Source organism: Actinocorallia sp. B10E7 (assembly GCF_039871655.1).
Lineage (GTDB): Bacteria > Actinomycetota > Actinomycetes > Streptosporangiales > Streptosporangiaceae > Actinocorallia.
The window spans coordinates 284,640-307,331 of sequence record NZ_JBDPLZ010000001.1 but is presented as its reverse complement, the minus strand read 5'-3'; the positions used below and the strand labels follow the sequence as shown (position 1 = coordinate 307,331).

19 protein-coding genes and 1 pseudogene are annotated in these 22,692 nt (G+C 69.7%); 6 read left to right on the top strand and 14 right to left on the bottom strand.

Annotated elements, in window-relative coordinates:
• Positions 1 to 18: 18 nt before the first annotated feature.
• Together ABGB12_RS01415 and ABGB12_RS01410 are read left to right on the top strand one after the other, a co-directional pair.
• The gene (locus tag ABGB12_RS01415; RefSeq protein WP_347673835.1) at positions 19 to 2,538 is read left to right on the top strand and encodes a LuxR C-terminal-related transcriptional regulator; all 2,520 of its coding nucleotides are present in this window, start codon (positions 19 to 21) and stop codon (positions 2,536 to 2,538) included.
• A gap of 173 nt (positions 2,539 to 2,711) precedes the next feature.
• Positions 2,712 to 3,668, top strand: a complete 957-nt coding sequence (locus ABGB12_RS01410) for a hypothetical protein (RefSeq protein ID WP_347673833.1) — start codon at positions 2,712 to 2,714, stop codon at positions 3,666 to 3,668.
• A gap of 246 nt (positions 3,669 to 3,914) precedes the next feature.
• On the opposite strand, the gene ABGB12_RS01405 is transcribed toward ABGB12_RS01410, so the two are convergent.
• Positions 3,915 to 4,724 (bottom strand): ABC transporter ATP-binding protein, encoded by an 810-nt coding sequence (locus tag ABGB12_RS01405; RefSeq protein WP_347673831.1) that lies wholly within the window; start codon positions 4,722 to 4,724, stop codon positions 3,915 to 3,917.
• A gap of 145 nt (positions 4,725 to 4,869) precedes the next feature.
• Between ABGB12_RS01405 and ABGB12_RS01400 the strand changes: the two genes are divergently transcribed.
• Positions 4,870 to 7,011: a hypothetical protein gene (locus ABGB12_RS01400; RefSeq protein ID WP_347673829.1), complete on the top strand. Its 2,142-nt coding sequence runs from the start codon at positions 4,870 to 4,872 to the stop codon at positions 7,009 to 7,011.
• Positions 7,012 to 7,407: 396 nt separating this feature from the next.
• Here the strand turns inward: ABGB12_RS01400 and ABGB12_RS01395 are convergent, their stop codons facing one another.
• The 10 genes and pseudogenes from ABGB12_RS01395 to ABGB12_RS01350 form a co-directional block, all read right to left on the bottom strand.
• Positions 7,408 to 8,925, bottom strand: a complete 1,518-nt coding sequence (locus tag ABGB12_RS01395) for an MFS transporter (protein ID WP_347673827.1) — start codon at positions 8,923 to 8,925, stop codon at positions 7,408 to 7,410.
• Positions 8,926 to 9,132: 207 nt separating this feature from the next.
• Positions 9,133 to 9,465 (bottom strand): hypothetical protein, encoded by a 333-nt coding sequence (locus tag ABGB12_RS01390; protein ID WP_347673825.1) that lies wholly within the window; start codon positions 9,463 to 9,465, stop codon positions 9,133 to 9,135.
• Between the two features lie 236 nt (positions 9,466 to 9,701).
• Positions 9,702 to 11,219 carry an MFS transporter gene (locus ABGB12_RS01385; protein ID WP_347673823.1) on the bottom strand — a complete coding sequence of 506 codons (1,518 nt, stop codon included), beginning with the start codon at positions 11,217 to 11,219 and terminating at the stop codon, positions 9,702 to 9,704.
• Positions 11,220 to 11,356: 137 nt separating this feature from the next.
• Entirely contained in the window at positions 11,357 to 11,506 is a 150-nt protein-coding gene (locus ABGB12_RS01380; protein WP_347673821.1) for a hypothetical protein, read from the bottom strand.
• A gap of 47 nt (positions 11,507 to 11,553) precedes the next feature.
• Positions 11,554 to 14,109 carry a cation-transporting P-type ATPase gene (locus ABGB12_RS01375; RefSeq protein ID WP_347673820.1) on the bottom strand — a complete coding sequence of 852 codons (2,556 nt, stop codon included), beginning with the start codon at positions 14,107 to 14,109 and terminating at the stop codon, positions 11,554 to 11,556.
• Positions 14,110 to 14,240: 131 nt separating this feature from the next.
• The gene (locus ABGB12_RS01370; protein WP_347673818.1) at positions 14,241 to 15,638 is read right to left on the bottom strand and encodes an FAD-binding oxidoreductase; all 1,398 of its coding nucleotides are present in this window, start codon (positions 15,636 to 15,638) and stop codon (positions 14,241 to 14,243) included.
• A gap of 128 nt (positions 15,639 to 15,766) precedes the next feature.
• Positions 15,767 to 16,489, bottom strand: a complete 723-nt coding sequence (locus ABGB12_RS01365; protein WP_347673816.1) for a cytochrome d ubiquinol oxidase subunit II — start codon at positions 16,487 to 16,489, stop codon at positions 15,767 to 15,769.
• A gap of 10 nt (positions 16,490 to 16,499) precedes the next feature.
• Entirely contained in the window at positions 16,500 to 17,672 is a 1,173-nt protein-coding gene (locus ABGB12_RS01360; protein ID WP_347673814.1) for a cytochrome ubiquinol oxidase subunit I, read from the bottom strand.
• A gap of 89 nt (positions 17,673 to 17,761) precedes the next feature.
• Positions 17,762 to 18,002, bottom strand: a pseudogene (locus tag ABGB12_RS01355) (DNA-binding response regulator); the annotation flags it as partial.
• Positions 18,003 to 18,014: 12 nt separating this feature from the next.
• The gene (locus tag ABGB12_RS01350; protein WP_347673812.1) at positions 18,015 to 18,242 is read right to left on the bottom strand and encodes a hypothetical protein; all 228 of its coding nucleotides are present in this window, start codon (positions 18,240 to 18,242) and stop codon (positions 18,015 to 18,017) included.
• A 258-nt stretch (positions 18,243 to 18,500) separates the two neighbouring features.
• On the opposite strand from ABGB12_RS01350, the gene ABGB12_RS01345 reads away from it, so the two are divergent.
• The 3 genes from ABGB12_RS01345 to ABGB12_RS01335 are packed head-to-tail and all read left to right on the top strand — an operon-like array spanning position 18,501 to position 20,646.
• Complete coding sequence (locus ABGB12_RS01345) at positions 18,501 to 19,031, top strand: hypothetical protein (protein WP_347673810.1); 531 nt, start codon at positions 18,501 to 18,503, stop codon at positions 19,029 to 19,031.
• Positions 19,032 to 19,033: 2 nt separating this feature from the next.
• Positions 19,034 to 20,146, top strand: a complete 1,113-nt coding sequence (locus ABGB12_RS01340) for a hypothetical protein (protein ID WP_347673808.1) — start codon at positions 19,034 to 19,036, stop codon at positions 20,144 to 20,146.
• Positions 20,143 to 20,646 carry a hypothetical protein gene (locus ABGB12_RS01335; protein WP_347673806.1) on the top strand — a complete coding sequence of 168 codons (504 nt, stop codon included), beginning with the start codon at positions 20,143 to 20,145 and terminating at the stop codon, positions 20,644 to 20,646. Before ABGB12_RS01340 ends, ABGB12_RS01335 begins: the two co-directional genes overlap by 4 nt.
• A gap of 18 nt (positions 20,647 to 20,664) precedes the next feature.
• On the opposite strand, the gene ABGB12_RS01330 is transcribed toward ABGB12_RS01335, so the two are convergent.
• From ABGB12_RS01330 to ABGB12_RS01320, 3 genes are all read right to left on the bottom strand, one after another.
• Entirely contained in the window at positions 20,665 to 21,315 is a 651-nt protein-coding gene (locus tag ABGB12_RS01330; protein ID WP_347673805.1) for a histidine phosphatase family protein, read from the bottom strand.
• A gap of 175 nt (positions 21,316 to 21,490) precedes the next feature.
• Positions 21,491 to 21,985 (bottom strand): hypothetical protein, encoded by a 495-nt coding sequence (locus ABGB12_RS01325; RefSeq protein WP_347673804.1) that lies wholly within the window; start codon positions 21,983 to 21,985, stop codon positions 21,491 to 21,493.
• 170 nt (positions 21,986 to 22,155) lie between these two features.
• Complete coding sequence (locus ABGB12_RS01320) at positions 22,156 to 22,629, bottom strand: hypothetical protein (RefSeq protein ID WP_347673803.1); 474 nt, start codon at positions 22,627 to 22,629, stop codon at positions 22,156 to 22,158.
• Between the last annotated feature and the right edge of the window lie 63 nt (positions 22,630 to 22,692).

The window sequence follows — 22,692 nt, the reverse complement described above, 5'->3', positions numbered from 1 at the left end:
CTCGAATATCTTCGCGGTATGTCTGGGCCCTGGCCTTTCGCCGGACGCGCGGCGCAGCTCGCGGAGCTCGGGTCGGCGCGGGAGGGGGCCGTGGTGCTCGGGCCGGCGGGCGCGGGCAAGAGCCGGCTCGTCGCCGAGGCGGTCCTCGGTCGGCGGGGCGTCGCCTGGGTCAGAGCCACGAAGGCCGCGGCCGAACTGCCGCTGGGCGCCTTCGCGCATCTGCTCCCGGCCTCGCCTCCGGCCGCCAACCTGCTGAAGTGGGCTGCGGACTCCATCGAGGCCGAGGTCCTCGTGGTGGACGACGCGCACGCCCTCGATCCCGTGTCGGCCGCGCTCGTGCACTTCCTGGCCGTCCACGCCCGGGTCCGGCTGCTCGTCACGGTGCGCAGCGGGGAACGGCCGCCCGACACCATAGTGGCGCTCTGGAAGGACGATCTGCTGCCGCGGCTGCCCCTGGAGGCCCTGAGCCTGGACGACACGGCCGAGGTGCTGGCGGGTGCGCTGGACGGCCGGGTGGAGTCCGGGTCGCTCGCCCGGCTCTGGCACACCAGCCGGGGCAACCCACTCTACCTGCGTGAACTCGTGCTCTCCGGCGTCCTGCGGGACGTCGGCGGCCTGTGGCTCTGGCACGGTCCGCTCGCCATGAGCACGACGATGCGGGAGACGATCGCCGCCCGGATCGGCGATCTCACCTCCGCGGAACGCTCCGCGCTGGAGTTCCTGGCCCACGGCGAGCCCCTCGGAGCCGAGCTGATGGCCTCGCTGGGTTCCGGACCGGCCGTCGAAGGACTGGAGGAGCGGCACCTGGTGACCGTCCAGGCCGACGGGCGCAGGCTTCAGGTCCGGCTGGCCCACCCGCTGTACGGGGAGGTCGTCAGGTCCTCCTGCGGCGTCCTTCACACCCGGACGATCCTGCGTTCGCTGGCCGACGCCGTGGCGGCCTCGGGGCTCCGGCGGAGGGAGGACGTCCTGCGCGTGGCCGTGTGGCGGCTCGACGCGGGGGACGGCGCCGACCCGTCCCTGCTTCTGCAGGCTTGCGGTCACGCCCGCGCGGTGCGGGACCTGCCGCTCGCGGAAAGGCTGGCACGGGCCGCGGGAGATTCGGGGAGGGCATGGCTGGCGCTCGCCAGCGCGCTCCATCTTCAGGACCGCTACGCCGAGGCCGAGGAGTTCTTCGCCAGAGCCTGGTCCGCCCCGCTGGATCCGGTGAGCCGGATGGAGTGCGCGGCGATGCGGACCCTCAACCTGTTCTGGGGTCTGGGGCGTTACGATCACTCGGTCGTCGAGGAGGCGCTGCGACAGGCGTCCTCGCCCGACCAACGTCAGATCCTGCGGGCTTTCGCGGCCACCGTCCGGTTCGGTACCGGTGACTTCGACGCGGCCGTCGCGGAGGTGGAATCGGCCCGGCGGACGGCGTCCTTCGGGCGAGCGGCCCGAGGTTCGCTGCTCGTGCTGGAGACGCAGGTGCGCGCGGCCGCCGGAGAGACCGCCCGGGCGCTGCGATGTGCCACCGAAGCCCTGGAGATGGTCGCCGGCGAACCGCAGGCGAAGCCGAGCATCACCGCGGTCCTCCTCGACACCGCCGCACTGAGCGCCGCGATGTCCGGGGACCTCGACCGGGCGGACGGCCTCGCCGCGCGGTTCGGCGAGGACGACGAGATCGGCGCGTGGAACAGGGCCGCGCTGCAGGCGAGTGCGAGGAAGAGCCAGCTGCTGCGGTTGCGGGGCCGCCTGCGCGATGCGTTGGAAGTCGGCGAAGAGTCGATGTTCCGGCTGCCTCCCTTGCGGACCTTCCATGCCGGTCCCTGCCTGGGGGAGATCGCCCACGCGCACGCGTTGCGTGGTGACGTCGAGGCCGCTGAGGCCGCCATCGGGCGGGCGCGGGAACTGATGTTGCCGGTCGGGCCGGTGACCGATCTGCCGGTGGGGTTCGCGCAGGTCTGGACCATGGCGGCGCGCGGGGACCTGGACGGCGCGGTCGCCCGCGCGCTGGAGATCGGCGAGACGCCCTACCTGACGTTCGCGCTCTTCGCACTCCATGACGTCGTCCGGCTCGGGCGGCCCGAGCTCGTCGCGGACCGTCTGGCGTCCCTGCGGGTCGACGGCGTCCTGGCACCGCTGTTCGCCCGCCACGCGGCCGCCCGCACCGGATCCGAGCTGCTGGAGGTCTCTGCGTCCTTCGCCGGACTGGGATTCACGCTGTACGCCGCGGAGTCCGCCGCCCAGGCAGCGGCCCGCCACCTGGAGGCGGGCGAACCCCAGAAGGCCACCGCCGCGGAGACCCGCGCCTGGGCGCTCGCCCAGCGCTGCCAGGGCGCCGGCACTCCGGCCCTGGTCGGCCTGTCCCTGCCCCGGCTCACCCCGCGCCAACTGGAGATCGCCACGCTCGCGGGGCAGCACCTCACTAACCGGGAAATAGCGTCTCGTCTTCACGTCTCGGTGCGAACCGTCGCCAACACGCTCTACGCCGTCTACCAGAAGACAGGCGTCACGGACCGTACGGCCCTCGCCGAGATCCTCCGGTCACTCAGGAGCTGACGGCCGTATACCGGTCCTTCGCCGCGGACCTCCTTCTCCGGCTCATCGGAAGATCCGAGTAAGGGCTACTCATGCGCTGACGGGCGCGCCACCGGACGATGCGTTCAGTACGTGAAAGCCGCCGGGAGGAGACCGTAATGGCACAGACGCGACCCCAGTCTCGGGGGAGTTCGATGTCGCGAGTACTGCGCGCGCAATTCATCGAGGCGGTCATCGGCCTCGTCATCACCACCCTGCTCTCGAGCCTGGGAGATGCGGCGACCCTTCTGGGCCTCACCGGCACCGGCCTGGTCATGGCGCTGACGGCGTTCATGACGGAATCGGGCGGGGCCGTCCTGGCGGTCCTGGCGCTGCTCTTCCCCTTCCTGTCCGCGGAGGCGCTGGAGAGGTCCCTCGGAAGACCGCTGGCGGCGATCGTCAACAACGAGTCCGGGAACGGCGAAACGACCCTCACGCAGATCTACGACAAGTACAAAGGCGACAAAGAAGGAAATCCGCCCTCTGTGAAGGTTCCTCCCACGATCGATCAGGAGGCGCGCGCCTCGGTGCACCCGGCCTCGCTCACCCTGGACTGCTTCGGCAAGGACTGCCGACGTGAGGTGACCGTCCAGAGCACCGGAACCTCGAAACTCCGGCTCTCCTGGAGCGAGTTCACCGGTCCCGGCCGCGCGGCCTGGCACTACAGCGACGACTGCGAGAAAGAGAACATCGATCCCGGCGATTCCTGCACCTTCCGCGTCTGGGCGGACGAGACCGCATACCCCGACGCCCGGCTCGTCATCCACGACAACACTCCGAACCCCGCCTCCCAGGTGGCCTTGACCGTCGGCGGGTCGACCCCGCCGCCCGAGGAACAGGGCACCCTCGTCGCACAAGGCTCAACCGGCATCAACCCCGCCACCTGCGACGCCCTCGACGGCTCGGTCACCGTCCTGGCCTCCAACGGGCCGGTCGAATGGAACGCGGCCTCCGACGACGGGGCCGGAGACGTGGCCATCTCGCCCCCGTCAGGCTCGATCCCTTCCGGGCAGACCCAGACCATCTCCGTCCGGGGCTCCCACCCCGGCCCCGGATTCACGTTCACCGTCTCGAACATCCACAGCAGCGTCGGTTTCCAGGTCATCTGCTGACCTCGAGCGGAACCGCCGACCGCGGTTCTGCTTCCGGAGCTCGACGATTCCGCCGCGGGCGAGGTGGTCACCGCCGGCATCGGCTGCTCTCCCGGGGGACGGCCCGGCTGCGGACAGGGGTCGGGTGGAGGTCGTTGTGCAGCCCTCGGCCGGGGCCGGGTAACGGCGGTGAGGCGGGCCTCGCGGTGGGACGCCGGGCCCGGAGAGAGCCTTCACAGGTCGGGTGTGCACCTCCTTGGCCGGTATCTACGGTTCTGGCTCTGTTGAGTTGAGGCGGGTCGGAGGCACCGTGGCGGGGGAGTCGGCGTCGCGGCCGGTCCATTCGGCGGCGAGGCCGCGGTAGTAGCCGCTGGAGGCCACCAGGTCGTGATGGGTGCCGGACGCGCTGACGACGCCCTGGTCGAGCACGATGACCTGGGCGGCGGTGCGGATGGTGGTGAAACGGTGCGCGATGACGATGAGCGCGCACTCGGCCGCCACCTGGTCGATCGTGCGGCGCAGCGCCGCCTCGTTCTCGGCGTCCAGATGGGCGGTCGGTTCGTCGAGGAGCAGCAGGCGGGGCCGGGCCAGAAGGGTCCGGGCGATCGCGACCCGCTGGCGTTCGCCGCCGGACAACGCCGCACCCCGCTCGCCCACCGGGGTGTCCAGTCCCAGCGGCAGCCGGGTGACGAGCTCCCCGAGACCGGCCAGTTCGATCACCCGCTCGACTTCGGCTCCGCTCGCCTCCGGGGCGGCATAGGTGAGGTTCTCCAGGAGCGTGCCGTGCAGGACCGGGCAGTCCTGGTCGACCAGGCCGATCCCGGACCGGTGGACGGTCCGGTCCAGCCGGCGCAGATCGGCCCCGTCGGCCAGGATCCGGCCGCGGTCGGGGTCGTAGAAGCGCTCGATCAGCGCGAACACCGTCGACTTCCCGGCTCCGGACGGCCCGATCAGCGCGAGATGGCCGCGCCGGGGCACCCGGAAGGACACCCCGCGCAGCACCGGCCGCCCCGGTTCGTAGCCGAACCACACGTCGTGGAACTCCAGCACCGCCGAGCCCTCGCGCGGCGTCGGCACCGCGGCACCGCTCTGTCTCGAAGTCTGGTCACAGGTGGATCGGTGGATGGGCCCGAAAAGGAATTCTGGCGTGGTTTACCGGACCCCGGAAAGAACTTTGGTGACTCTCTGCGTTCTGTCGGTCGCTCATGGCAGGATCCAGGTCATGCAGACCACCGCCGCCACCAAGCCGGGGCCGCCGGATACCCCCGGCGGTTCCGAGGGCGGTGTACGCCGGACGCGGGGTGCGAACAAGGCTGCGGCGTGGCGGTGGGACGGCCCGGTCTCGGTGGTCCGCCTGCCGCTGGCGGTGGACGAGCAGACCGCGGCGCGTCTGGAGTCGTTGTTCTTCGCGATGTTCTGCCTCAAGCGTGCGGTGCAGCGTGAGGCCCGCTCCCGGACGGAGGCGTTCTGGAAGGGCGCACGTCGCCGGGAGGCGGACGCGGCGGGCTGGCGGCGTGAGGTGGGCTTGACCCGCCCGGCGTTGGAGCGGGCCGCCTACGCTCATCTGGACGCCTCGGGCTGGCTGCGCCACCACGCCTCCAAGGCGCTGGCGCTGCACCAGGCCGACGAGGTGTGGACCGGGGTGGAGCGGCACCTGTTCCCCGACTCCTCCGGCAGGCGGGCCGGGTGCCCTCGGACGGGTTCGTGGTGGGAGTACACGCGCATCCCCGGCCGGGCCCGCTCGCACACGCAGGTGCGCAAGTGGGAGACGTTCCGACTGCACGGCAGCCTGCAGGGCCATCTGGGCGCCTGGCGCCATCCCGCCCTGCCCGCCCACGTGGCCACCCCGGCGCAGGCGGCGCGGCTGGCGCCGGGCACTCCGGTGCTGGCCCAGCCGCGCCGCATGCCCGCGCCCCGGCCTGCGGCCGGCCGCGGGGGCAAGAGTTCGTGGTGGGAGCACGACGGGCCGCTGACGGTGGTGTTCACCGGCGGACCCGACAGCAAGCGCGGCGAGATCGTGCTGCCGGTGCGGCTGCCGCAGGGCGCGGGCCGGTGGCGGTGGCTGCGGCACTTCCTGGACCGGCCCGAGCTGTGGCACAAGATCGATCTGGTGCGCAGGCCGCATCCGGCCGCTCCCGGAGGGTGGGTGTACGAGGCGCATCTGATGGTCTTGGACGGCGGCTACGCCTCCCCGGCCGCCCTCGAGCGCAGACGTCAAGCAGCTGCGGTGGGGCGGGTCGGCGGGGTGGACCTCAACGTCGGAAATCTGTCCGTCGTCTCCCTGCCCGCCATGCTGGAGCCCGGTGACGGGCGGATGCTGGCCGACCAGATCACCCTCACCGACCTGGAGCGCGCCGCCGTGCAGCGCCAGCGGCGCACCGCCCGCCGACGCGCCCGGGCGCTGGAGCGCTCCCGCCGCGCCAACAACAAGGCCCGCTACGAGCTCTCCCGCCGCCAGCGCAGACGCCAACAGCGCAGGCAGGCCGCCGGACTACCCGAACGGCACGTCGACCTGCCCAAGGGACCACGCCTGGCCGACGCGGCGGGCCGCCCCCTGACCTCCTACCGCAAGGACCGGACCACCGGCGCCTACCGGGCACTGCGCACCCGCACCCGCGCGGAGCAGGCCGGACGCACCGAGGCCAGGCGTGCTCGCGCCCGGCGGGTGGCGGAGCGGATCACCGCCGCCCACGGGGTGCGGCTGACGGTCGAGGACGGGCCGGTCAGCGCGTGGTTCCGGTTGTGGGGGCGGGCGTGCGCGGTGTTCACCCCCGGCATGTTGAAGGCGGCGCTGGCCGCCGAATGCGCCGCAGTCGGCGGGCGACTGGGGCGGGCGGCCACGTTCACCACCGCGCTGTCCCAGCACTGCCTGTGCGGGCACAGAACCCCCAAGACCCTCGCTGACCGGGTGCACCACTGCCCGTCCTGCGGGCTGAGGGCCGACCGGGACCTGGTCTCGGCCGCACTGGGCGCGTTCGTCACCTGGACCGATGCGGCCGACCCCCGCACGGCGTCGGTCGACTTCTCTTCTTCCCGGCACGCCCTGGGCGTGTTCGGGCTGGGGCTGCAAGGAGCCCTGGCCGAGTCAACCGCCACCCGCACCCGCCCCGCCCCAACAGGCGGGGAAGGGAGGCGAGGCGGCAGCCGCCCCGAAGGGGAGGCCTCTGCTCGGCCGCATCCGGAACGCCAGCGGCGCCGACCCCGGACCGGGACCCACCACGGATCCCGCCGGGCAGACGCCGCCGGGCACCGGACTGTCTCGACTTCGAGACAGGCCTTAGTTCTTGCTGGGGATCAGGCGGCGGTCGTTGCCGTGCCTGCCGAAGAAGCCGGTCGCCTTGTGGAAGGAACCGGCGGCCACTAGGAAGGGGGTCTCGTAATGCTTCATGATCTTCCTTTCCGGGAAGACGTGAAGGAAATTCCACACTTCTCCTGGGTCGTATCCGATGGTCCTTGACCAGTGCATTCGGTGGAGGTTGTAAAAGGAGTCTTGCAGGCCCGGGCGGCACCATCTAATTTTGGAATTTTCTCGATTCTCGTCACTCGGAAGATCGGATAGGGTGTTTAATTCGGAATTAAAGCGCATTTGGTCGTCAAAATTTGACCGCAGGATGAATCACCACGGCCGTCTAAACGCTCGTGGCGGTGACATTTGTTTGGCGTCTTCGCGGCCCGCGTCTGACCGGTGAAAGAAGATCTTGGCGGATGAGGAAAGCCCCGTCCTCGGAAGAAGACGGGGCTCGAAGGAAGGGGAACGAAGTCAGGCGGGCCGGGGAGCCTCGTCGGGGGCGGACTGTTCCTGGCGGGGGGCGTTGATGGCCGTCACGGTGATGACGAAGCCGGCCATGAAGAAGAGGGAGGCCACCAGGAAACCGGTGGTGTAGCCGTGGGTGAGGGCGTCGGCGGCCTTCCGGAGGAGGGGGAGGTCGCCCTGGGCGGCGGCCTTGAAGAAGGTCTCCGAGGCGTGGGGGAGCCGGTCGTCGGCGGCGGTGACGGCGACGGTGCTCAGGGTGGCGAGGCCGAGGGCGCCGCCGATCTGCTGGGAGGTGTTCAGCAGGGCCGAGGCGATGCCGGCCTCCTGGTCGCGGATCCCGCTGACGGCGCCCAAAGCCATCGGCAGGAAGCCGCTGCCCAGGCCGACGGAGGTGAGGAACATCGCGGGGACCACCTGGGTGAAGTAGCCGGAGCCGGGTTCCAGGGTGGAGAACCAGAACATGCCGCACGCGCCTATGACCAGGCCGGGCCCTGCGATCGCGCGCGGGGGGACGCGGGTGAGGAGCTTGGAGCCCACTCCCGTGGCGAGGCCCACGCCGACGCTGAAGGGCAGATAGGACAGGCCGGTCTTGAGCGGGCCGTAGCCGTGGATCTGCTGCATGTAGAGGGTGAGGAAGTAGAAGGTGGCGAACATGCCCGCGCCGATGCACATCATGGTGGCGTAGGACCCGGCGCGGTTGCGGTCGGCGAACAGGCGCAGCGGCATCATCGGGTGCGTGGTGCGGCTCTGGACGAGGAGGAACACGGCGAGCAGGACGAACGCGACTCCGAACGAGGCGAGGGTGGAGGTGTCCGTCCAGCCTTCGTCGCCGCCGCGGGTGATGCCGTAGACGAAGGCGAGGAGGCCGCCGGTGCCGGTGATGGCGCCGGGGATGTCCAGGCCGCCGGTGCTGCGTTCGCCTTCGGCCAGTACCTTCGTCCCGGCCAGCACGACGAGGCCGATGGGGACGTTGATGAACATGACCCAGCGCCAGTCCAGGTAGTTCGTCAGCGACCCGCCGAGCAGCAGGCCGATGATCGAGCCCATGCCCGACATGGCGGCGTACACGCCCATGGCCTTGTTGCGCGGCTTGCCTTCGGGGAAGTTGACGGTGATCAGCGACAGTGCGGTGGGTGCGGAGATCGCGGCGCCGACGCCTTGGAGGATGCGGGCGGCGATGAGCTGCATGTCGTTTTGGGCGAGGCCGCCCAGGAGTGAGGCGATGGTGAAGACGGCGAGGCCGATGCGGAACATGCGGCGGCGTCCGAAGATGTCGCCGGAGCGTCCGCCGAGCAGCAGTAGGCCGCCGAAGGCGAGCGCGTAGGAGTTCACGACCCAGGCCAGGCCGGAGGCGGACATGCCCAGGTCCGTCTGGATGCTCGGCAGCGCGATGTTGGTGATGGTGCTGTCCAAAGCGACCATCAGCTGAGCCGCCGCGATCACCACCAGCGCCAGTGCCGCGTGAGGGGGAGAGGGTGCTTCGTCCGACGTGTGGGACAGGCTTTTGGGGGATACGTCGGACATAGATGCTCCTGGGGGTCATGCCGAGTTTGATGGCACTCTACAAGCCGCCTCTCGTGCATCCCAGAGCCGGAACCCGAACTCGAGCAAGAGTCACATGATGTTTATGTCTGACTTCTGAAGTCCCCGCGTTCCTCCTCTCGGGGAGAGCAGACGGGCCCCCGCCCTCCGGGAAGGGAATGGGGACCCGTCGTTCGCCGCGCCTGCGATTCAGCGGCACCGCTTGAGGTGCGAATGGGTGAGGTTGGTGCTGTGGCTCAGGACGTATCCCTTGCGGCGCAGGTCGTCGTGCTTGACCCAGTAGTACCAGGCCCCGATGTCGGCGCTCCATCGCTTGCAGGTGGCGAGCGCGTCGCTGCCGTTGCCGTCGGTCCTGCCGAGGATCCTCCCGTCGACGGGGACCTTGCTCCACAGCGGCGCGTTCGCCGCGACACGGATGTCGTAGCTCGCCGCGGACGCCGGGGAGGCGGACAGGACGGTCCCGGCGGTCACCGCGCCGATGGCCGCCATCACGGCGGCTTTCTCCTTGAGCGTCTTCGTCAACGTGTTCCCTTTCGATGGATGAGACCCGGTCGAAGCGGTGAGGGGCGGTCGGCCGGATCATGATCGACTCGTGATGCAGGAGTGTGGCATGCGCCGAATTGGTGGTCAATTAAGGGGAAATGTATTTCTCCTTTCCTCTCGGCCGGGGAAATCGTGGCGGGGAAATCGTGGCGGGGAAAGCAGCCGAGTCCCCACCCCGGGGAAAGGGATGGGGACTCGGCTGAAGGAGACGGACGTCAGCCCATGTGGACGGCGGTGCCGTTGTCGGACTGCTCCTGGCGGGGGGTGTTGATGGCGGCGGCGGCGATGACGAGCGCCGCGACGAACAACGTCGAGGCCACGAGGAAGGCGCTGGTGTAGCCCTCGGTGAGAGCGTCGGACGCCTTCTGGAGCAGCGGCAGGTCGCCCGTGCCGATGGCCTTGAAGAAGCTCTCCGAGGCGTGGGGGAGTTCGTCGTTCGCCACCGTGGCGGAGATGGTGCTCAGCGCGGCCAGGCCGAGGGCGCCGCCGATCTGCTGGGTGGTGTTCAACAGGGCCGAGGCGATGCCGGCGTCCTGGTCCCGCACCCGGCTGACGGCGCAGAGGGTCATCGGGACGAAGCTGATGCCGAGGCCGACGGCGGTGATGAACATCGCCGGGAGGATGTGGGTGAGATACGGCGAACCGGGCTCCAGGGCGGAGAACCAGAACATGCCGAGCGCGGCGACCACCAGGCCGGGAGCGGCGATCACCCGGGGAGCGACGCGGGTGACGAGCTGGGAGCCCAGACCCGCGGAGAGACCCATGCCGAAGCTGAAGGGAAGGTACGCCAAGCCGGTCTTGATGGGGCTGTAGCCGTGGATCTGCTGGAGATAGAGGGTGAGGAAGTAGAAGGTGGCGAACATGCCCGCGCCGATGAACATCACGGTGGCGTAGGAGCCCGCGCGGCCGCGGTCGGCGAACAGGCGCAGCGGCATCATCGGGTGCGTGGTGCGGCTCTGGACGAGGAGGAACACGGCGAGCAGGACGAACGCGGCCCCGAACGAGGCGAGGGTGAAGGTGTCCGTCCAGCCGTGCTCACCACCGCGGGTGATGCCGTAGACCAGGGCGAGCAGACCGCCGGTGCCCGTGATGGCGCCGGGGATGTCCAGGCCGCCGGTGTTGCGTTCGCCTTCCGCGAGCACTCTCGTCCCGGCCAGCACGACGAGGCCGATGGGGACGTTGACGAACATCACCCAGCGCCAGTCCAGATAGTCCGTCAGCACGCCGCCCAGCAGCAGGCCGACGGTGGAGCCGATACCCGCCATCGCGGCGTACACGCCCATGGCCTTGTTGCGCGGCTTGCCTTCGGGGAAGTTGACGGTGATCAGGGACAACGCCGTCGGTGCGGAGATCGCGGCGCCGATTCCCTGGAGGATGCGGGCGGCGATGAGCTGCATGTCGTTTTGGGCGAGGCCGCCCAGGAGTGAGGCGATGGTGAAGACGGCGAGGCCGATGCGGAACATGCGGCGGCGTCCGAAGATGTCGCCGGAGCGTCCGCCGAGCAGGAGCAGGCCGCCGAAGGCGAGCGCGTAGGAGTTGACCACCCAGGCCAGGCCGGAGGCGGACATGCCCAGGTCCGTCTGGATGCTCGGCAGCGCGATGTTGGTGATGGTGCCGTCCAGGACGACCATCAGCTGAGCCGCCGCGATCACCACCAGCGCCAGGCCCGCATGGGATGACGCGGGTTTCTCACCCTCCTGTTCAGGACGGACTTTCAGCATGGTCTCGGACACGGGGGAACTCCTGAAGATCGGCACTCTGTTCGAAAGAAGGAACGTTACAAGGACTCTCGGACATTCACCGAACGGTTTTCGTCCCCGGCCGTCGAACAGGGAGGGGCGCCGACGGCGGCCGACGCCCCTCCGGGGGGTCAGTGCCGCCGACCGCCGAAACGGTGCAGCATGCCCCGGACCCGGGCCTGGGTGCGGGGGTCACGGGCGAGCTGCTCGGCGCGCATCCTGGCCTGCCGCCCCTGCGGGCTCGCCAGGAAACGCCGGATACGGGTGATGAGAGATGCCATGTCTTCCCCTTTGGCGACGACCGGATGGCGAAGGCGCACCCACTTGTTCAACGGGGCTTCTCCCCTTCCGGTTCCCTGCGGCGTGCGCGTCCGACGACGGCCTTGGCCGCGGTGTCGACGGCCAGCACGGCGGGGACCACCGTCAGAGCCATCAGCCAGCCGAGCGGGCTGGGCGGACCGCCGCCGAGGAGGTCCGCGACGGGCGGGACACCCAGGAACAGGGCGAGTACCAGCAGTTCGACGGCCAGGGCGCCGAGGAGAAGCGGGTTGCCGGGCCAGGACATGCGGCCGATCCAGCGGGTCTCGCTGCGGCAGGCCAGGGCCGTGGCGAGCTGGCCCAGGACGACGGTGGTGAAAGCGGTGCCGGAGGCGGTGAAGAGCAGGACCGCGGAAGGCTCCTGCCCCCACGTCCAGCCTCCGGCGAGCAGGACGGCGACGAAGGCCGCCATCTCGAACAGGGCCTCGGTGGGTCCGAGGACGCCGAAGACCCGGATCAGGACCGCCCGGTCGACGAGCCCGCGGGAGCGGACCTTGCCGCTCATGGTGTGCTTCCCGGGCGGTTCGGCGCCCAAGGCGAGCGCGGGCAGCAGGTCGGTGCCGATGTCGAGGGCGAGGATCTGCAGGACGCCCAGGGCCAGCGGGATGTTGCTCCCGGTGATCGCCCACGCGGCGAACGGCACGAGTTCGGCGACGTTGTCGGTGAGGTGGTAGGTCAGGAAGCGGCGGATGTTGGAGAAGGTGGCCCGGCCGAGTTCGACGGCGGCGACGATCGTGGAGAAGTGGTCGTCCAGGAGCACCAGGTCCGCCGCCTCACGGGCGACGTCGGTGCCGGACGCGCCCATCGCGACGCCGATGTCGGCCTGGCGGAGCGCCGGGCCGTCGTTGACGCCGTCACCCGTCATCGCGACGACATGGCCGCGTTTCTGCAGGGCGCGGGCGACACGGAGCTTGTCCTCGGGCGTGACGCGGGCGAGGACCACGCCGTCCTGCTCCAGGAGCGCGCCGAGTTCGTCATCGTCTCGGGGAAGGTCGGCTCCGAGGAGGACCGTCGGGTCGGGGCCGGCCAGCCCGACCGCGGTGGCCACGGCCCGCCCCGTCGCTGGGTGGTCGCCGGTCAGCATGGCCAGGCGGATCCCGGCGGCCCGGCAGGAGGCGATCGCCTCGGCGACGTCGTCGCGGGGCGGGTCGATGAGGCCGACCAGGCCCAGCAGGGTCAGGTCCTGTTCGGCGGTGTCGGCGTCCGGCGGAGGGGAGTCGCAGGGCTTCCACGCGACCGCCAGGACCCGTAGGCCCCGCGTGGTCATGTCGGCCAGCGCCGCCTCGGCGCCTTCGACGTCGTGGCAGCGGGGGAGCAGGGAGTCGGGCGCGCCCTTCACATGCAGCCCGGAAGGGGTGGCGACGGACATGCGGCGACGCCGGGGGTCGAACGGGAAGCGCGCCAGCAGCGGTTCAGGGGACAGGTCGGCTTTCACCCGCAAGGCGAGGGCGTGCAGGGCCGCCTCCATCGGATCTCCCGAAGGGTGCCATCCGCCGTTCCGTTGCACGACCCTGCCGCCCGAACACCGGTAGGCCGTGACGGCGAGCCCGCGTGCCTCGTCGACGGCCCCGGTGACGAGTCCTTCGGGGGAGTATCCGGCGCCTTGGACGTGCGCGGTACCCGACGGCGTCCACACTTCGACGACCGACATCTCGTTCCGGGTCAGCGTGCCGGTCTTGTCGGTGCAGATGAACGTCGTCGCCCCCAGCGTCTCGACCGAGTCGAGCCGCCGGACGAGCGCGTTGCGGTGCGCCATCTGCTGGGCGGCCCGCGACAGGGAGAGCGTCACGGTGGGCAGCAGGCCCTCGGGCACCAGCGCGACGGTCACGCCGACGGCGAGCAGGAACCCTTTGGACGGCTCCATGCCGAGGAGCAGCGCGATGCCGAAGAAGACCACGCCGATGGTGATGGCGATGACCGCGACGCTCGTGACGACCCGGCGCAACTGGAGCGACAAGGGCCCCGGGCGGCGCTCGGCCTGCCTGGTCAGCGCCGCGATGTCCGCCAGGCGGGTCCGTTCCCCCGTGGCGACGACGCGGGCTTCGGCCTCGCCTTCGGTGACGAACGTCCCCGCGTAGAGACCGTCCCCGGTGTCCCGCCGCACGGGCACGCTCTCCCCGGTGAGCATCGACTCGTCCACCGCGAGCCCGTGCGACTCGAGCAGCTTCAGATCGGCGCTGATCTTGTCACCGGCTTCCAGCAGCACGATGTCCCCGTGCACGAGCTCATCGGCGTCGATGACCTTCCGGGCGCCGTCCCGTCGCACGGTCACCCGCGTCGGCAGCAGATCCCGCAGCCGCCTCCCGGCCCTGTCCGCCCGGTACTCCTGGAAGAACGCGAACACGCCGTTGATGACCACGACGGCCACGATCGCGACGGCCAGCTCCGGCATGCCCCCCACGAAGGCCAGCCCGGCCGCCGCCCACAACAGCAGCGCGAAGAAATGCACCATCTGCTGCGCCAGCAGCAGCACCGGTGACGGAGGCCGCGGAGAGGGCAGCGTGTTAGGCCCTTCCACCCGCAACCTGCGCGCTGCTTCCACCGTACTGAGCGACTCGACCGCCATGCGTCCCTACGTTCCCCGATTCACACGGTTCGCGCAGGCTCTCCGAGTGTCTCCCGTCTCAAGCCCCTCCCGAGGGCCGCATACGGACGAGGCGGTGCTCACGACAGCTGTAGATCGTCAGCCCATGGCCGTCAGGAAACCAGCGAAGCGGGCCGGATGTTCTGGTTGATGTGGAAGACGTTCTCGGGGTCGTAGCGGGCCTTGACGCGGGCCAGGCGGTCGTAGTTGCCGAGGTAGGCGGCTCGGATGCGGTCCTGGCCTTCGCCGCTCATGAGGAAGTTGACGTAGGCGCCGCCGGCGGAGGTGGAATGGAGTTCGTTCCAGTAGGCGCGGGCCCATTGGGTGATGGCGGGGGCGTTGGCCGGGTCGGGGTCGATGCCGACGATGACGCCGGCCCAGCCGCCGTTGCGGTAGGCGAAGGCGGTGGCGTCGGAGGGGACGCGGCTGACGGCTCCGTCGATGGGGTAGAGATGCATGGTGGACAGGCTGGTGGGAAGCAGTTCGCCGTATTTGAGGTGGACGTCGATGGCGGCGTCGGAGATCTCCTCGAAGAAGTCGGCCTTCCAGTACCACTGCAGGCCCGCCGGGAGAAGGGCGTCGAACGCGCTCTGCAGGACGTCGAACGGCATGGGGTGCAGGCCCGTCAGTAGGGGCGAGCCGTAGGACCTGACCGGTTCGAGTACTTCGTCAGCCTGGTCGTGGGGGCCGGTGTAGCACCACATGATGAGGCAGACCTTGCGTCCCCACAGGGACTCGGGGAACGGCGGGGCGGGCGCGACGGTGGTCAGGCCGATCCAGCCGCTCAGGGTCTCGGGCAGGGACGGGAGCAGCTCCCGGTACCAGCGCATGACGTCGGGGGTGTCCTCCAGGGCGTACAGGACCGGGCCGCCGATGATCGTGCCGTGTTCGCCGATCTCGTGGCAGCGGAACAGGAACGACGTGACGACGCCGAAGTTCCCGCCGCCTCCGCGCAGAGCCCAGAAGAGGTCTTCGTGGGAGGTCGCGTCGGCGGTCACGAAGGAGCCGTCCGCGAGCACCACGTCGGCGGAGAGCAGGTTGTCGACGGAGAGGCCGAACCGCCGGGAGAGGTTGCCGATGCCGCCTCCGAGTGTCAGGCCGCCCACTCCGGTGGTCGAAACGAAGCCCGACGGGGTCGCCATGCCGAATTCGAGGGTCGCGTGATCGACGTCCCCCCACACGCATCCGCCGCCCACACGGACCGTTTGCTCGTCCGGTTCGACCGTGGTGTCGCACATGCGCGAGAGGTCGATGACCAGCGCGTCGTCCCATACGCCCAGGCCGCCGGCGTTGTGGCCGCCGCCGCGGACGGCGAGCTCGAGGTCGTGTGCCCGGCCGAAACGCACGCAGGTGACGACGTCGACGGCGTCCCGGCAGCGCGCGATCGCGGCGGGCCGCTTGTCGATCATCGCGTTGTAGACGGCGCGTGCCTGGTCGTAGCCGGGGTCCTCCGGCAGGATCAGTTCGCCGTGCAGGTCGGCGCCCAGCTCTTGGTACGGCGCGGTGGCCATGGTCTCCCCTTCCCGCGGTCCATCCCTTGGGGCATCCCCGGGCGTCCACCGCCTACGCCCAGAGAAACTGCATATATAGGTCTATTCCGGTTAAATAGGGGCAAGTGGGATGCCGTGTTCGGCGGGCTTCACAGATACCCCGGCCCGGTCGCCCGCCCGCGGAAAGCCCACCGTGTGAGCGCCTGAGCCCCGATGAGAAGGGGGAGGAGGGCGGTCACGAACACCGTCACCACCTTCAGCGTGGCGGGTTCGGCGAGCATCGCCTCCAGGTCGAGCCGGACCCCGGCGACCACCGTGACCGCCCCCAGCGCGAAGGTGCTCACCCAGTAGCGTCCCAGCCTGGCGGCGCGGTCCCGCAGGACGCCTGTGAGCCGCCGAGCGCAGAACCCCGCACCGTGAAAGGCGAACAGCAGGGTCAGGAACGGCGCGAGCAGCCGGTTGCCCAGCAGGGCGCCGAGGATCTGCCCCAGTGCCAGGGCGAACGTCCAGCTCCCCACGAAGATCATGCCGTCGCATCCGGCGGCCCAGCGGGGCGAGTCGACCCGGCTCCGCCACCACAGCCCGGCGTCCCGGACGATCCAGCCGGCGAGCAGGACGACGAACGCCGTCCGCTGCCCGAAGAACAGCTCGTGCTCCAGCCCCGGGAACGCCCCGACCAGGATCCCGGCCAGCGCCACCAGCCAGACCTCGTCCGCGAGGAAGAACGGCCCGAACGCGGCGATGACCGTCCGCCGCTCGGTCCGCGATCGGCCGAGCCACGGCAGCAGCATCCCGACGCCCGCATCACCTCCCGCGAGCGTCAGGGAACCGAAGGCGAAGAACGCGAGCAGCGCGATGGCGAGGATTTCCATGGCGGCGACCTCAGAACGTCGGGACGGGAAGGGGCACCGTCTCGGGCGCGGCGTCGGCGCCTTGGCCGGGCCCGCGCCGCGCCTGGCGGAACAGCAGCCAGAAGTTGACCGCGGCCAGCACGGCGAACAGTGAGACGAACGCGGCGAAGGACGCCTGGGCGGCCCCGGGGCCGAGCGGTGAGACGGCGTCCTCGGTGCGCAGCAGGCCCTGGACTGCCCAGGGCTGACGGCTGACCTCACGGAAGACCCAGCCGGAGATCATCGCGAGGTAGGGCAGGGGCAGCGCCGCCATCGTCAGGAAGAGGAAGACCCGGCCGAAACGCCCGGGACGGAAGACGAACTTCACCAGGAACGCCCAGGACAGGAAGAACATGAGGCTCCAACTGGTCGTCATGAGCGTCTCACCGCTCCGGGCCAGGGCGGACAGCTCCGGAGCCCGTTCGTTCTCCGGGACGAGGCCGAACTGGGTGCCGCCGAACGCCGCGGCCGGGAAGACCGCGAGGATCACGGTGAGCATGCCGATCCGCAGGGAACGCCGGAAGAACTCCGTCTCGGCGGTCTTGCGCCACAGGTGGTGGGCGCTGACGGCGGCCATGAACAGCCCCGCCGTCAGGAAGGCCGCGCAGACGACGTGTCCGAAGGCCAGCAGCGCCGTCGGATTGGTGAGGATCGCCGTGAAGTCGGTGAGCCGGGCGTGGCCGTCTTCCATCACGTAGCCGACGGGGTTCTTCAACCAGCCGTTGGCGACCAGGATGAAGAACGCCGACGCGTACGCCGTCAGCGCGACCACCCAGATCATCGCCAGATGCGCCCAGCGGGAGAAGCGGTCCCAGCCGAAGATCCACAGTCCGAGGAAGGTGGACTCGATGAAGAACGCCCCGATGGTCTCCAATGCGAGGGGGACGCCGAAGACCTCGCCCGTCAGCTTCAGCAGGCCCGTCCAGTTCATACCGAACTGGAACTCCATCACCAGTCCGGTGACGACGCCGACCGCGTAGTTGATCACATAGAGCCCGCCCCAGAAACGCACCATCCGGGCATGGAGCTCGTCGCGGGAGAAGGCCGCACGGGTCTGGAGCAGAGCCACCATCGTGACCAGACCCAGGGTCAACGCCACGAACAGGAAATGGATCCCGGCCGTCAAAGCGAACTGCAACCGGGCTGTGAACACCGGATCATCCATGCTGGAACCCTCCTCTCAGAAGGGTTCCTGGCGCATCGGGCCGAAGTTGTCATCTCGCCTGGGACTTCAGGCGGAGGCCGGATCCCGCCTTACATCCCGGGATGTACGTCGCCCGGCCATCCCGGTCTGACCAGCCCGCTCTCGTAGGCCAGGACGACGAGCCGGAGGATCTCCCGCTCGCGTGCCGTGAGCGACTCCAGCCCCGGAGTCGACCTCGCCGGCGGGGTCCGCACCCGGGAGGCGAACTCGGGGATGAGCCGCCGGGTGACGCCCGGCGCGAGCAGCGTCCCCGCGCGCCACCACCCGCACGGCGTGGACGAGTTCAGCGGGCCACCGTACCGCCTACCGTGTCCACGGGCTCTCTCCGACGATCACGGCCGCCAGCAGCCCCGTCAGCCCTCCGGCCAGCACCGTCAGGTTGGCCAGCGCGAACGATGAGACCGCCGTCAGCACCCCAGGCCCCCGGCGGCCACCGCCCTCGTCTTCGCCTCCCACCACCACGAGGTTGACCGCCGGCACCGCGAACACGGCCCCCACCAAGGCCCAGTCCCGAACCCGCGGATTCTTCACGCCGCCACCTGGACACCCGAGTCCCGACGCGGGAGAGGAGTTCCACTCCTTCCGCCGGTGGGGCCCGCAGATCCTGGAATGAGAGCTCAGGTGACGGACGAACGAACCTGTCGGACCCCGTGGAGCGGGCGGCCTAGATGAAATTATTTTTGTACGTCATTTTCGGCAAACAAAACGCAGCTATGCGAGAAGCTGCACAATCTGGCAACCTTGGTATCTGCTATCTTGCGGAAACTTCCGGACTGTCAGGAGTCGGTCATGCCCCCCGAAGACCCTCAGGCGGTGAGCGGTGACGCGGATCTGTACCGCCTCCTGCTCGGCGATACCCGGCTTTCTCCACCGCCTGGGAGCGCCAATCCCGCTCCGCCTCTCACCGAGCAGCAGCGCGACCTCAAAAAACTTCTCCAGCCCTGGACCCAGCCCAAACAGGACACTTCGCTGCCGCCGACACTTCTGCCTTTGGTCGCGGGATCGGGAACGCTCGGCTATGAAGACCTGGAAAAGCTCAGAAAAGCCGCGGCCGCGGCCGACGACCTGGCCGAAGGGCTTCGCAGGGACCTCGGCCGGGCCGGTAAACCCACGGATGCCGCGGCCGTCGGCCTCAAGGCGGCGTCCTTCGCCTCGGGCGCGGCCCTCGAAGCCCTTCTGACGTCCTGGGAGAAGGGGGCCAAGGGGTTCGCGGACCGTGTCGAGAGCGTCTCGCCCAGGCTCAGAAAGACGGCCGCAGCCTACCGTGGGACCGAGAGCCACATCCGCGACGAGCTTTCCAGGATCTGGTTCGGAGGATAGGCATGGTGAGCGTCTCCCAATTGAAGGGCGCGGATTTCCGCGGGCTCGAGGCTGCGGAGGAGACATGGCAGGGATTCGTCGGCCGGCTCAACTCCGGAGCGACGGCCTTCAAGGACCGGATACAGGCGAACGTCCAGCAGTCCGGCTGGAACGGGCTCGCGGCGACGGCGGCCGAAACCGAGATCGCGCCCATGTACGACCGGTACCGGCATATCGCGTTCAGCGCGAAGAGCGTTCAGGGGGCGCTTTTCGCGGCGTATACGGACTTCAAGCAGGCGCAGGACGACCTCAACGACGCCCTGGCCGACGCCTTGTTCTGGAATCTGACGGTGGCTGAGGACGGGACGGTCGGCCCTCCGCCGTTCAGCGGTGATGACTTCGTCTCCAGGTACACGCAGGAGGAGATATTCGAGGAGTATCCACAGCTCAGAGGCGAGATAAAAAGGATCGAGCAACTGGCCAAGGACGCTCTGCGCCTTGCGGAGACTGCCGATCGGAGCCTGGTCGCGGCACTGGGGCACCTGTCTCCCGAAAAGGCGTGGAACGAGCAGGGGCTTCCGCTCGACCTTACCGATCTGCCGCCGAACTGGCCGGGTACGGACTACGATCGCCCGCACGGAAGCGAGGAGGCTACCCCTAGAGACGCGTGGACCAAGACCCAGCTCTACGGCATGGCCGGGTACGGGGCCATCAAGGACTGGCCGACGGCGAAGAAGCTCCTGCTGCACTGGCTGGGGAATTCCGGAGACCGGGTCGATCCCGATGTCGCGGTAATGCTGAAGAATAGTCCGAGCATGCGGCAATCACTCAACGAGCTTCTCGAGAACGCCCCCAGGAACGGGGGAAAGCCATGGGACACGGGGTGGACGAGCCATAACTTCGCTCCTCAGGAGCTCGACAACTACTACGCTTACAACGGATATCAAATGCGTGTCCGCGGAGACGGGGATGGCGGCTACACGGTCGAGTTCTACAAGAGGTACAACTTCGGTACGTCTGAGGAGAACCGGAGCCCGATCGGTCCGCTGAACCTTTCGCAGGCCGATATCTCGCACCTCCACGCCTCGGGGAGCGCCCAGGATTTCAATGTCTACGGTGCGCTGAAGGTCCCGTGAGAAAACGACTGGCATTCCTCGCGGTGCTCCTTCTGGCTCCGCTGGCGCTCTACTGGTACTGGTCGTGGACGTCGGGCCATCCCGACTCCCGGGCTCTCGAATCGACGGACGCGGACATCTCGATCGAAGAAGTGCAGGCGAGGATCGGGCTCCGGCTTCCGGACGGGGCCCGAGAGGTGCGGTTCACCGGCTACCACGGCTGGGACGGGGTGGACTCCTACGCGCTGGCCTTCGTGGCGCCCTGTGACAGGGTCGGGACGCTTCTTGACGAGGCCGACTTCGATGTGGACCCGGCGGAGAAGGAAGCCCTGCGAAGAGGGGTCCGGGGCCCCTTCTTCGAGAGCGTGGCCCTGGCGTTCGGCCTTACGATCGACGACAACCGGAAAGTGGAAAGAGTCCCCGAGAGCAGCGGGGATCGTCGGCGGCGGGGAGCGGTGTACTTCCCCTTGGAGGGCGAAGGCTGCCGGGTCCTGGCGTCGGCCGAGAGGAACGACAGCTGAGCCGGTCCGGCAGGCCGGTCAGCGGTAGGTGAGGAGTTCCCGCCGGCTTCCGGCGAAGTGCGCGTGGTCGTTGAAGGCGAGCAGGCTGGTACCCGAACGGCCCGCCGTGATCGTGGTGATCGCGGCGTTGACGACGACCCGGTGCAACGCCACCGTTCCCGAGGCGGGAACCGACAGCAGGGCACCGCACAGGGCGGCCAGCACGCCTCCCGAGGTGACCACGACGGCGTCCCGTCCCGACCCGAGCTCGGCGACCAGCTCTTTCAGCGCGGTGTTGGAACCCGACCGGAAGCTCTCCCACCCGTCGTGCTCGGCATCGTTGATCCACGCTTCCAACGCCACGTCCAGCACCAGCTGGAACCCCCGGATGTCTCCGGAGGACTCGTCCGGTTCCATCCCGTAGCGGCGGAGGAGCTCGAGGGAGTCGTACTCGTTCCACCGGGAGTCGGTGCGCGGACGCCCGTCCAGGTCCGCGGCCTTCATGAGGAGTTCGGCCGTGTCCCGCTGCCGTTCCAGCGTCCCGCAGACCACCAGGGGGTCCCGGAGCCCGCGCCGCCCCAGTTCGGCCCCGACGACCTCGGCCTGCCTGCGCCCCAGCTCCGACAGCACGTCGTAGTTCTGCGCCCCGAACGACGCCTGCCCATGACGGACCAGATGGATGACCGGCATCCCGCCCCCTAGCTGACATTCCATCAGTTACCAGTCCGCACCGTAGCGGGTCCTCGCTGGTGAGAGGACCCACGGCCCCGTTGCGGAAGATGGTGAGCGAGTCCGGGTACGGGCGGCCGCGACGGAACCTGGGCCTCGCCGGTCTTCCGTTCTCTTTCTGCTGTAGCCGGTCCCGTCAGGAGGGGTGCGGGGATCCGGGCTGGGCGATGACCGACAGTTCGGTGATCTTTCCGCAGGACGAGGGCAGCCCGGCGGATCTGAGGCTCTCGCCCAGGCCTGCCGGGCTGCCCTGCGGTGCGCCGCCGAACGTGTCGCCTTCCAGGATCGTGTGGTCGCCGGCAGCCACGCCCCGTCGGCCGTTCTTGACCAGCGGTCGTATGGAGGTCCCCAGTCCGGCCCACACCGGTACCGAAAGCCTGTCGCCTCCGTTCTCGGCCCGCCCGGTCTCCACCACGTAGAGGCACGCCGCGTCCGGGTCGTAGCGCAGGACGTACTGGCCGTACGGCATGATGGCCATCTCCTGGTGCCCGAGCAGGATCCGGGGGTCGTCCCCCACCGCGGAGTAGCGGACGCCGTCATGGGTGGCCGCCGGCTCCGGCGCGGCCTTCGACGCGCCGCACGCCGCGGCTCCGAGACCGCACAGGATGATCGCCGCCGTCAGTGCTCTCATGGTCCGCCTCCCGACTGCGGGGCCCGTGGGGGCGGACCCTCCTCACCTCATATTGATCTTGCAGTGCTTGGAACACTACAGGCGGGAGCGGACGGTCCCGGCGGGAGGGGCTCCCGCCGGGACCTGGGAACGGGGCTCGGTCGATGTCGGGTCGGCCGAGCCCCGGAGGATCACACCTCCGAGAAGACGTACGTGGCGCTGACGGTGGCGGAGCCGGGGCAGAAGAAGCCGCTGATCTTGTTGACGGTCACATCGGAGAAGGTGACGGTGGCCGGGAGGGTGGAACCGCTGAGGGAGCCGGTCAGGGTGCCGCCGTAGGTGCAGCCGATGGCGCTCATCCGGAAGCCGTTGATGGTGGCGGTGGAGCCGCTGAAGCTGCCGCTCCAGGGCAGGTTCGAGGCTGTGACCGTGACGCCGCAGCCGCTGACGGAGGCCGAGGTGATGGTGAGCGCGCCGTTGCTGTCGATGGTGCCGTTCAGGGTGGAGCCGGTGCAGGTGGCCTCGACGCCCGCGTCGATGACCATGTTCCCGGAGAGGACTCCCGAGACGTCGGCGTTCGGCCAGGCGGCGGCGGGGGCGGCGGTCATCGCGACGGCGGCGGCGGAGGCCGCGGCGATGGCGGCGAGTTTGGCGGTGCGGGACATGGGGTCTCCTCTTGCGGAGCGGGCGCGTGAACGCCCAGGGGTGGGAACGGCCGCGCGCGGCCG

Bases quoted from the DNA above. Each gene is read 5' to 3' on its own strand.
- ABGB12_RS01395 (WP_347673827.1), bottom strand. From the start codon at position 8,925: ATGTCCGACGTATCCCCCAAAAGCCTGTCCCACACGTCGGACGAAGCA.
- ABGB12_RS01375 (WP_347673820.1), bottom strand. From the start codon at position 14,109: ATGGCGGTCGAGTCGCTCAGTACGGTGGAAGCAGCGCGCAGGTTGCGG.
- ABGB12_RS01345 (WP_347673810.1), top strand. From the start codon at position 18,501: ATGCCCCCCGAAGACCCTCAGGCGGTGAGCGGTGACGCGGATCTGTAC.
- ABGB12_RS01360 (WP_347673814.1), bottom strand. From the start codon at position 17,672: ATGGATGATCCGGTGTTCACAGCCCGGTTGCAGTTCGCTTTGACGGCC.
- ABGB12_RS01325 (WP_347673804.1), bottom strand. From the start codon at position 21,985: ATGAGAGCACTGACGGCGGCGATCATCCTGTGCGGTCTCGGAGCCGCG.
- ABGB12_RS01410 (WP_347673833.1), top strand. From the start codon at position 2,712: ATGTCGCGAGTACTGCGCGCGCAATTCATCGAGGCGGTCATCGGCCTC.
- ABGB12_RS01330 (WP_347673805.1), bottom strand. From the start codon at position 21,315: ATGCCGGTCATCCATCTGGTCCGTCATGGGCAGGCGTCGTTCGGGGCG.
- ABGB12_RS01380 (WP_347673821.1), bottom strand. From the start codon at position 11,506: ATGGCATCTCTCATCACCCGTATCCGGCGTTTCCTGGCGAGCCCGCAG.
- ABGB12_RS01370 (WP_347673818.1), bottom strand. From the start codon at position 15,638: ATGGCCACCGCGCCGTACCAAGAGCTGGGCGCCGACCTGCACGGCGAA.
- ABGB12_RS01400 (WP_347673829.1), top strand. From the start codon at position 4,870: ATGCAGACCACCGCCGCCACCAAGCCGGGGCCGCCGGATACCCCCGGC.
- ABGB12_RS01320 (WP_347673803.1), bottom strand. From the start codon at position 22,629: ATGTCCCGCACCGCCAAACTCGCCGCCATCGCCGCGGCCTCCGCCGCC.
- ABGB12_RS01365 (WP_347673816.1), bottom strand. From the start codon at position 16,489: ATGGAAATCCTCGCCATCGCGCTGCTCGCGTTCTTCGCCTTCGGTTCC.
- ABGB12_RS01340 (WP_347673808.1), top strand. From the start codon at position 19,034: ATGGTGAGCGTCTCCCAATTGAAGGGCGCGGATTTCCGCGGGCTCGAG.
- ABGB12_RS01415 (WP_347673835.1), top strand. From the start codon at position 19: ATGTCTGGGCCCTGGCCTTTCGCCGGACGCGCGGCGCAGCTCGCGGAG.